10 protein-coding genes are annotated in these 9,224 nt (G+C 40.1%); 5 read left to right on the top strand and 5 right to left on the bottom strand.

Going from position 1 to position 9,224, the window contains the following annotated elements; translation table 11 throughout:
* Positions 1–1,087: 1,087 nt before the first annotated feature.
* Positions 1,088–1,249, top strand: a complete 162-nt coding sequence (locus AACZ73_RS23030) for a hypothetical protein (RefSeq protein WP_339881431.1) — start codon at positions 1,088–1,090, stop codon at positions 1,247–1,249.
* Positions 1,250–1,927: 678 nt separating this feature from the next.
* Here the strand turns inward: AACZ73_RS23030 and AACZ73_RS23025 are convergent.
* The gene (locus tag AACZ73_RS23025) at positions 1,928–2,338 is read right to left on the bottom strand and encodes an XRE family transcriptional regulator (protein ID WP_339881429.1); all 411 of its coding nucleotides are present in this window, start codon (positions 2,336–2,338) and stop codon (positions 1,928–1,930) included.
* 255 nt (positions 2,339–2,593) lie between these two features.
* Here AACZ73_RS23025 and AACZ73_RS23020 point away from each other — a divergent pair, with 255 nt between their 5' ends.
* The 3 genes from AACZ73_RS23020 to AACZ73_RS23010 all read left to right on the top strand — a co-directional run bounded on the left by AACZ73_RS23020 (position 2,594) and on the right by AACZ73_RS23010 (position 4,206).
* Entirely contained in the window at positions 2,594–2,824 is a 231-nt protein-coding gene (locus tag AACZ73_RS23020; protein WP_339881427.1) for a hypothetical protein, read from the top strand.
* A gap of 208 nt (positions 2,825–3,032) precedes the next feature.
* Positions 3,033–3,677, top strand: a complete 645-nt coding sequence (locus AACZ73_RS23015) for a DUF6266 family protein (RefSeq protein ID WP_339881425.1) — start codon at positions 3,033–3,035, stop codon at positions 3,675–3,677.
* 397 nt (positions 3,678–4,074) lie between these two features.
* Positions 4,075–4,206 carry a hypothetical protein gene (locus tag AACZ73_RS23010; protein WP_339881423.1) on the top strand — a complete coding sequence of 44 codons (132 nt, stop codon included), beginning with the start codon at positions 4,075–4,077 and terminating at the stop codon, positions 4,204–4,206.
* A 207-nt stretch (positions 4,207–4,413) separates the two neighbouring features.
* Here AACZ73_RS23010 and AACZ73_RS23005 read toward each other — a convergent pair whose 3' ends face one another.
* Genes AACZ73_RS23005 through AACZ73_RS22995 form a run of 3 tightly spaced genes read right to left on the bottom strand, consistent with a single transcriptional unit; the run spans position 4,414 to position 5,888 of the window.
* Positions 4,414–5,364: a HipA domain-containing protein gene (locus AACZ73_RS23005; protein WP_339881422.1), complete on the bottom strand. Its 951-nt coding sequence runs from the start codon at positions 5,362–5,364 to the stop codon at positions 4,414–4,416.
* Positions 5,357–5,692, bottom strand: coding sequence for a HipA N-terminal domain-containing protein (locus AACZ73_RS23000; RefSeq protein ID WP_339881420.1), 336 nt, complete (start codon positions 5,690–5,692; stop codon positions 5,357–5,359). Before AACZ73_RS23000 ends, AACZ73_RS23005 begins: the two co-directional genes overlap by 8 nt.
* Positions 5,667–5,888, bottom strand: a complete 222-nt coding sequence (locus AACZ73_RS22995; protein ID WP_339881418.1) for a helix-turn-helix transcriptional regulator — start codon at positions 5,886–5,888, stop codon at positions 5,667–5,669. Before AACZ73_RS22995 ends, AACZ73_RS23000 begins: the two co-directional genes overlap by 26 nt.
* Before the next feature lie 562 nt (positions 5,889–6,450).
* Between AACZ73_RS22995 and AACZ73_RS22990 the strand changes: the two genes are divergently transcribed.
* Complete coding sequence (locus tag AACZ73_RS22990) at positions 6,451–7,983, top strand: Ppx/GppA phosphatase family protein (protein WP_339881416.1); 1,533 nt, start codon at positions 6,451–6,453, stop codon at positions 7,981–7,983.
* Between the two features lie 272 nt (positions 7,984–8,255).
* On the opposite strand, the gene AACZ73_RS22985 is transcribed toward AACZ73_RS22990, so the two are convergent.
* The gene (locus tag AACZ73_RS22985; RefSeq protein WP_339881414.1) at positions 8,256–9,029 is read right to left on the bottom strand and encodes an abortive infection system antitoxin AbiGi family protein; all 774 of its coding nucleotides are present in this window, start codon (positions 9,027–9,029) and stop codon (positions 8,256–8,258) included.
* Between the last annotated feature and the right edge of the window lie 195 nt (positions 9,030–9,224).

Below are 9,224 nucleotides of genomic sequence, written 5' to 3'. Positions count from 1 at the left end.
TGGTTCTAAGTTAAGGGGGCTTAACTTACTGTCCAATCAAATGTAGCAGGTCCAGAGTGATCACCAAAGCATATGGTTTTGAATGATTAAGAAGTAGTCTAACCTCTCAATAGCCCCGGGTTTCAACCCCGGGTTAAAGAGATAAACAAATGATTCACCTCCCGCCCAAAATCGTCTTATGGAAACGAGAATTCATTCGGGAGGATGGAAATGATTCCAATTATATTTTACCCAACCACCCGTGGCTATCAAACCTGATCTCGTTTCAAAAGCCGTTCAAAAGCCGTTCGTGAAGACACGAACGGCGGCAAAGCGCCTACACGAATAGCGATTGTGGTAAATGAAATCGATAGCTTGATTGGGTTAGTTAAAACAGCTCCGTAGGAGCGGTAGTTTTGTAGCCATGGGTTTCAACCCATGGTAAAAAGATTCCCATGTGAACCAACCTCCCGCCCGAAACCATATTTTAAAAATTAATGCCTATGCGGGAGGCTGAAAACGGATTTTATTTTTTTCTTCGTCCCTTTGGTTTAATCCAAAAACCAAAAGATAAAGTCGTGGCAAAGCTCCAACCGCACTTGCCGGGCGCTGGCCCGCTTCCTCCTTCGGCGGACAGAGCCACGACGTACCACCGCGCCTACACGAATAGCGATTGTATTGAATTAAAAACGATGGCTTGATTGGGTTAGTACAACAGCTCTGCAGGAGCGACATATCGGTAGCTACGGGTTTCAACCTGGGGTAAAGAGATAAACAAATGATTAACCTCCCACCCAATATCGTCTTATGGAAACGTATGTTCATGCGGGAGGATGGAAATGATTCCAATTATATTTAACCAAACAACCCGAGTCCATCCAACCTGACCCCGTTTCAAAAGCCATTCGTGAAGACACGAACGGCGGCAAAGTAAATGATATTATGATTACATGGAGTGATCACCAAAGCATATGGTTGTTAATGACTACGAAGTATTCTAACCTTTCAATAGCCCCGAGTTTCAACCCGGGGAAAAGAGATAAACCAATGATTCACCTCCCGCCCAATATTGTTTTATGGTGACGAGAATTCATGCGAGAGGATGGAAATGATTCCAATTAAATTTTACCCAACCACCCGTGTCCATCAACCTGACCCCGTTTCAAAAGCCGTTCGTGAAGACACGAACGGCGGCAAAGCGCCTACACGAATAGCGATTGTGGTAAATGAAATCGATAGCTTGATTGGGTTAGTTAAAACAGCTCCGTAGGAGCGGTAGTTTTGTAGCCATGGGTTTCAACCCATGGTAAAAAGATTCCCATGTGAACCAACCTCCCGCCCGAAACCATATTTTAAAAATTAATGCCTATGCGGGAGGCTGGAAACGGATTTTATTTTTTATTCGTCCTTTTGGCTTAACCCAAAAACCAAAAGATCAAGTCGTGGCAAAGCTCCAACCTTACTTGCCGGGCGCTGGCCCGCTTCCTCCTTCGGCGGACAGGGCCACGACGTCCCACCGCGCCTACACGAATAATGATTGTAGTAAATGAAATTGTGATTGTGCTAGTAAAAACAGCTCTGTAGGAGCAACATATCGGTAGCACCGGGTTTTACCCCGGGGAAAAGAGATAAACAAATGATTCACCTCCGGCCCAATATTGTTTTATGGTGACGAGAATTCATTCGGGAGGATGGAAATGATTCCAATTGTATTTAACCAAACCACCCGTGTATATCAAACCTGACCCCGTTTCAAAAGCCGTTCGTGAAGACACGAACGGCGGCTAAGGGAGTGATAACACGAACTGCAGATTAGGGAGCGATAAAATGAATCGCCGTTATGGGAGTGATGATATGAACGATGGTAAAGGAATGGGGGATATGGCCGTAAAAGGCATAAAAAAAACTTTCCGGATCACAGAAAGGCTTTCTTAACTTATAAATATTTTTATTTATCGAGCATCTTCTTTAGCAACTCCACTTTCTCCTTTTCAGATTCCAACAGCCGCTCATAAAGCTTCTTGTTTTCTTCCATTGACTCAATCAATTTATCGAGTGGATTAAAGGTGGGATTATGATTATAAATTAGACCAGTGGCATTATCGTGAGAGGTGAAAGAATTGGAGATAATATTTACTGCTTTTTCTTCATTGAAACTCTTTATGGCCTCAGCAGGAACCTTTAAAATCTCAGCCACCTGACGAAGCAAATCTTCTTCGACTTCTTCTTTTTGCTCGAGTAGGCTGATTTTCTTCTGAGACCAGTCAGCACCCAGTTCGAAAGCCAAGGCTTCCTGCTTGATGCCCAGCATTTCCCTGAATCTCTTGATATTTCTGCCGTGGTGGATTTTTTCGTTCATAGTATGATTTGTGATATGGGAAAGTTGGAAAAACCTCCCTGAAGTCCTTGAACTAAAGTATTCCATTTCTACGAATAGCACAAGGAAAAGCTGTAAAATAGACACGCTCTGTCAGAATATTTTATTCCTGTTTATAGGCTAAATCATCCTCATCTGGAATATAGTACCCCACTGAATTGCATGATATTAGATCAGAATCTAACAGTCAAAAGTTAGATTTTTATTCCTGATTATTTTACTACTCTACAACTCATCATGAATTTAAACTTTGATCATAGCGCGGAAGAACTATTTGAATACTACAGCGAAGAGGATATTTCTTTTTACCTATGGGAAATGTACCAGTGTTGGTTGCTTGAGCTTTCCCAAATGGACAAAACCCACCTAGAGGTAAACAATAGGCAGTATTTTTTTCAGCTTTTGGCTGCACAAGTCAGTAAGCAATTGAAGCAGTTCCAGGAGAAGGTGCCCCCGTCATCTGAATAGTTTCTCTACAGCAAAAGGTTAAAATTAGGTAATGTAATACAGAGTTTATTCAGGGATACTTCTGGGTTTATACAATGTTTATATTTTACAACATTAAATAAACGTAGTGAAAAGAGTGTAAATATTCTGACTATCAATTGGTTTAGAGTTTGATTTGAATGCACTTTTTACTACTTTGCTTATAGTTCAACTTTTAATCCCAGAAACTATGGCTACTATTTCGGATTTCAGCATTATCCAGCCTGAGGGAAAAGTAGGAGGGTTTACCTTCTACAAGCTCAATGGAAAAATAATTATGAGGAGTTTACCCACAGGCCCTCATAAAAACAAAACCAATCCTACCCCTCTTCAAAATATATCAAGAAGTAGATTGGCAGAGGTAAATGCTTATTTAAGTCCTCTTAAACTTGTGCTTAATTTTGGCTATCAGAACTTTCTGGATCAAAAGACTGGAGTAAGTTGGGCACATACCGATCTGTCCATCAAAGGGTATAATCATAAGGCAAACCCTAGAATCAATCCTGCTTACCTGCAAATCAGTAGGGGTAATTTGGTTGGAGCAGCAGAAGCTGTAGCAATTAGGGAAAGTAATGGGATCAGACTGGCATGGAATGACAATTCCAAAGAAGCCAATGCCAGCCCAAGTGATCGAGTGAGTGTACTGCTAAACCAACCCGAAATGGAAAAGCATCTCTGGCTGCAGGAAGTAGGGAGAAGAAGTGACTTAAGTATTGTGGTTCCGCTAACCAATGAGAATCTAGCTCATGAATGGGAAGTTTACCTGGTTCTGCATAGACCATTGAATAACAAGAAAATTCTTATTTCAGACTCCCAGTATTTGGGTAGGAGATAGTGGTGATTTTTTTTAGACTGTGAAAAAGAGGTTTACAGAAATTAGCCCCAGAGGATGTTAACGGATTTTATTTTTTATTCGTCCTTTTGACTTAACCCAAAAGGTCAAGTCGAGGCAAAGCTCCAACCTCACTTGCCTGGCGCTGGCCCGCTTCCTCCTTCGGCGGACAGGGCCAAGACATCCCACCACGCCTACACGAATAATGATTGTAGTAAATGAAATTGTGATTGTGCTAGTAAAAACAGCCCTGTAGGAGCAACATATCGGTAGCACCGGGTTTCAACCCGGGGTATAGAGATGGACAAATGATTAACCTCCCTCCCAAAATCTTTTTATGAAAACGTAATTTCATACGGGAGGATATAAACGATTCCAAATATATTCTACCAAACCACCTGTGTCCATCCAACCTGACCCTGATTCAAAACCCGTTCGTGAAGACACGAACGGCGGCAAAGCGCCTACACGAATAGCGATTGTGGTAAATGAAATCGATAGCTTGATTTGGTTAGTTAAAACAGCTCCGTAGGAGCGACATATCGGTAGCCCCGGGTTTCAACCCGGGGTATAGAGATACACGAATGATTCACCTCCCGCCCAATATTGTTTTTTGGAAACGAGAATTCATGCGGGAGGATGGAAACGATTCCAAATATATTCTACCAAACCACCTGTGTCCATCAAATTTGGGCCCGATTCAAAAGCCGTTCGTGAAGACACGAACGGTGGCAAAATTTCAAATTCCTGCCAACTTTTGTACCCCCATAGTTACCCTTTCTTGATAAGCCTTTTTAAGATCCTCATTTAGAAATGATTGTTCAATTAAGGTTAAAGCTTTGGGAATCCATTTTTGAAGCCTTTTATAAACGCTATTAATTTGCTTTTCATTGAGTTTCAAAACCATTCCAAGCCTATCAAAATACCCTTTGTTGAAATTCATTTTCTTTCCACCGAGTAACAAAGCAGTATCTTCCTTATCCTTGGGAAGAATGATTTTTACATTAAGCAAGTCATAAGCTGGAGACAAAGTCCAGCCGTGATCTGTTAACCACATCGAAAAGTTTTTCAAATGCATGTCATTATTACCAATGATGTAGTTGAAAATACTCAGTTCAAAAAAACGCATTTTATCCAGTAGCGTATTGGCAGACATTTCACCAATTGTTTTCCCCAAAGTTTCCATCGTGCCTTTGTATTTATCTTCCAGTTCCAAAATCTGCATGAAGTCAATCATGTGTACTTTGGATTTATCCTTCTTGCGGTCTATACGCTTAGTGAGATAGGACAATTCCCCTGAAGCCAATCTAATCATAGTACAAGGCACTACTTCAATCTTGAATAATTCTGCCAATTTCATCGAAAGATGCTCGTTTTCTGGCATTCTGGGATATTGTGCATTTTGAGGCTTCATAATATACATTCCCTCCAAGGCATCAAGTATTGTCAAGCGCCCCTGATGTCCGTCTTCCAATTCAGTCTTTATCCAACCCAATGATAATTTTGGCTGAACTCCAGGAACTGTAACTGAACTTTCTACAGCCTCTTTTGCCAAAACTTCCATTTCAGATAATCGATACGGCAGGAGAGGAGCATGGGTAGTTCCAAAGAATTCTTTTATACACCTAAGGTGATAATCTCCTTTAAGATTTTCATTTAGTGGTTCATAGCAGTGCAAGCATCTATTCATGTTCTTTATGGATAAAAGGATGGATACTTACTGCCCCAATGGCATTCTGACAACATGCCAAGAGTAATCCCATTCGATCATTTTTATTGATCTTCCAGCTTTCAGATGCGATATTCAATAGCCAACCTTCGGGAATCAAACCATCAAAAAAAGGAAATAAACGCTTACTACGGTAAGGTCGAGTTGTCACAGGCATATTGAAGGTGACAAATTGCTTTGGGTATTTTTGAACATACAATTCATCGTAAAGAAATATGTATTCACCATTGTCCTCCTCGGTCAAGGTTCCTGCTAATTCATTATTATACTTCACTATCCCTTGTCGCATCTTTTTCAGTGATTGGTGTCAATACATGGCCAAACATGCTTAAAACCTGGTTTACCTTTAGTAAGCTTAGATTTTCCTTGCCCTGTTCGATTTTCCGGATTACAGTAAGTGCAACTCCGGCTTTGTCAGCAAATTCTTCTTGAGTTATACCTAGTTGCTTTCTTCTGGCTTTTACAAATTCAGCTATGTGATTCATGTTGTATGCATTTACATATAAATATATGAAAATATTTATGATTATATGCTTTTGAGTATAAAATAAGGCGAAAAGTCTCTATTATATGCTTTTAGATATAGCTCTAAATTCTTTCTTCCTTTCGATTTGATCCTAGCCAGCACCACTTGAAATATCTGAGTTATTTTACATTCTGCCATAAAATGAGGTACAGAATCATAAGCATTATGCAAAATTTGCATAGTTCTTTTCAAGACAATTTCACACCTAACATGGGTAATTCGAATCTTGCTCAAAATGAAGTCAGCATCAATATTCTACCGACGTTTTCCCAGCCTTAAATGAAATTGACTCAAGGGAATATCTCCATCCCTAATCAACTTATACACCTAGAGGGGCCAGCGTTCTACACCTAGCGGGGGATTAAAATCCCAGGATAAAATTTCGAGATTATAAATATCGAACAGCATGGACGGTATGAGTATAAACTTTTCCAAGGCAAAGCGAAACTCAAACATTAAAACTTCAATCTTATTTCTTTTTTATCGTGTACTTTTAGTATTCATCAAATCCAAAAAGATCAATGAACCTAGCTGCCATCGATATCGGGACTAATTCCATACACATGATCATCGTCAAAGTCACCTCGAGACAAACTTATGAGGTGCTGGTGCAGGAGAAGGAAATGGTCAAACTGGGTGTCGGAGTTTTTGCAAATAAGGTAATCAGTCAGGAAGCATTTGACAATGGCTTGCAAACCATTTCCAGGTATGTGCAGCTTGCCGACCAATATGGAGTAGAACATATCATCACTGCTGCCACCTCCGCCACTCGTGAAGCCAAAAACGGCAGGGAATTTTTAGACCGATTGATCCAGGATGTGGGATTGTCTCCCCAGATGATTTCCGGAAAAGAGGAATCCAGACTGATTTTTTTGGCAGTGAATAAAACCATAGATCTAGGAAAAGAAAATGCGATGGTCCTAGATATCGGCGGTGGAAGTACTGAGGCTGTGGTAGGAAATCGGGAAGAAGTACTTTTCATGAGCAGTATGAAACTGGGTGTCTTGAGACTTTTGGATCTGGTAGGAAATCAGGACCCTCTGGACAAAAAACAGCAAAAAGACCTGAAAGAACATATCCGTTCAATTGCCGGTAAAATTATCCCAAAAGCTTCACATGTGGGTTTTTCCAAGGTAGTAGGCACCTCAGGTACCATCCGGACTTTGGGAGAGGCAGCTTTGGCACTAAATGATAAAACCATCATCAGTTCCGTCAATGCTGAGGTAGTCAAAATAAAGGATCTGGAAAAAATCGTCGATAAGCTCCTGGAACTTGACCCTGGGAAAAGAGCAGGTATTTCCGGCATCAGTGCCAACCGCGTGGATGCCATCCATCTGGGTGGACTTTTGCTTTTGGAATTGTTGAAAATGTCCAAGGTGGATGAAATCACCCTTTCGGATGCTTCCTTGAGAGACGGATTGATCATAGACTATTTGGAGAAAAACGGCCAGAAACTAGACCGTCTGGAGCAGGGTAAAGATGTCCGTGAAAGCAGTTCGCTGATGATGGCCTTGCGCTATGATACCGATATCGAGGAGAAAAAGCATATCTCGAAGTTAGCACTTCAGCTTTTTGACCAACTGAAAGACCTGCACGGCCTGGAGGATTCAAGCCGGGAGTTGCTGCACCATGCAAGTCTGATCTATGATATAGGTCAGTTTGTGAATTTTAAGGATTTCCATAAGCATTCCAGGTATTTGATTTTGAAGGGAAGGCTGAGGGGCTTCAACAATGATGAACTGACCATACTAGCCCATCTGTCCAGATACCACAGAAAATCCGGTCCAAAAAAACGTCACAAAAAGTTCAAAAAGCTGGATAAGAATTTACGAAGATTGGTCAAAGGACTTTCGGGAATTTTGAGGGTCGCGGTAGGATTGGATAAAACCAAAAATAAATGGGTGGAAAACGTCTATTGCATCCCTTCGGAGGATAAGCTGTGCATCAAGCTATTCGGGGAAGAGAGCCTGGATCTGGAGATCTGGGAAGCACAGCGTTTTTCGGATACCTTGGGAGAATTTTTAGGCTTGGAAGTAGAAATTGTCAAAGGTTGAGTCTGTTATTTGAGTGGAGGGGAAGGGGACTCCACTTCGTAGGGGTTCATTGGAATTACAAATTCCTGAAAATATAAAAGCGTAGTTACAAACTACGCTTAGGCTAGCGCTCTATGCCTAGCGGGGCGGAGTACATACTACGCTTAGGCAAACTCTCCACACCTAGCGTGGGCTTTTCACTTTCAAGTTGATCGAAAGTTGATGCGAGATGTTAACTTTCAAATAACACTTGAACCATTATTTGCTTACTATGTGTCGGGCGTAGTATTTTATTAAAAATCATCCTTAATTTGCTCTATACTAATAATCTTTGAGTTTAGCACCTTTAAATCATTCATGAAAAAATCACTTCCTTTAATATCCTCAATCATCCTTATCATTTCTAGTCTTTCAGATTCATTCTTGATAATTATATATTTAATGTCTGTAGGAGTAAACTTTAATTGATATTTCCTAAGCTGTTCGTTATAATCCTGCTTTACCCTGAAATCATTATGCTCTGCTTTATTAATAATTAATCTAGGATTAATCGACTCCAAGTCCTGTATGTTTGGAACATAACGCCATTCTCTTTCATCGTAAAAAGTAATCTTTTTTACAAGTTTATTATCACGCCACATGTCTCCCTTGTATATTTTACAATAGAATAAGAATTCCATGAAATCTAAACTAGATTGAAAAGTTTCATCTTTCTTTATTAATCGCTTCACCATATCTATTCTAGCACTGCTAATAAATAAGCTGTTTAACATTCTGTTAGTGCGGGAATCATTATAAAGATATAAAACTGGGGAAATTCCATTTTTGATAGCCCAGTCCTTACCTAAACCTATGGCATAGTCACCGTAAGTAATAACATGATTAATAATTTGGGATAATGGTATATCACAGAAACAAATCATCGGTATAGCTAAATCTAACTTACCATTTTGCGATAAAAAATCAATTCTTTCTAAGCAATATCTGGGGCTAAAGTTATTAGTTAAGATATTTTTAATGTTATCAAGAGTCTTTGTAAAATGAAATAATGTATTTGCACTAATCATATTCAAGGTGGTTTTTTTTTTTTTAATATTACGCCCAACTGTTGGCAGCTAAGAAAGGTGGGGCAATTTCGGAGCTATTAACTTTCCACCGCAACAAAAATTTGCTAAGGAGAACCATTCTTGTGAATAAAACTGACCGCTGGACCTGCTACATTTGATTGGACAGTAAGTTAAGCCCCCTTAACTTAGAACCAA

Source organism: uncultured Algoriphagus sp., assembly GCF_963974835.1.
Taxonomy (GTDB): domain Bacteria; phylum Bacteroidota; class Bacteroidia; order Cytophagales; family Cyclobacteriaceae; genus Algoriphagus.
The sequence above is the reverse complement of the archived record's forward strand: the minus strand, read 5'-3'. Positions and strand labels throughout refer to the sequence as shown.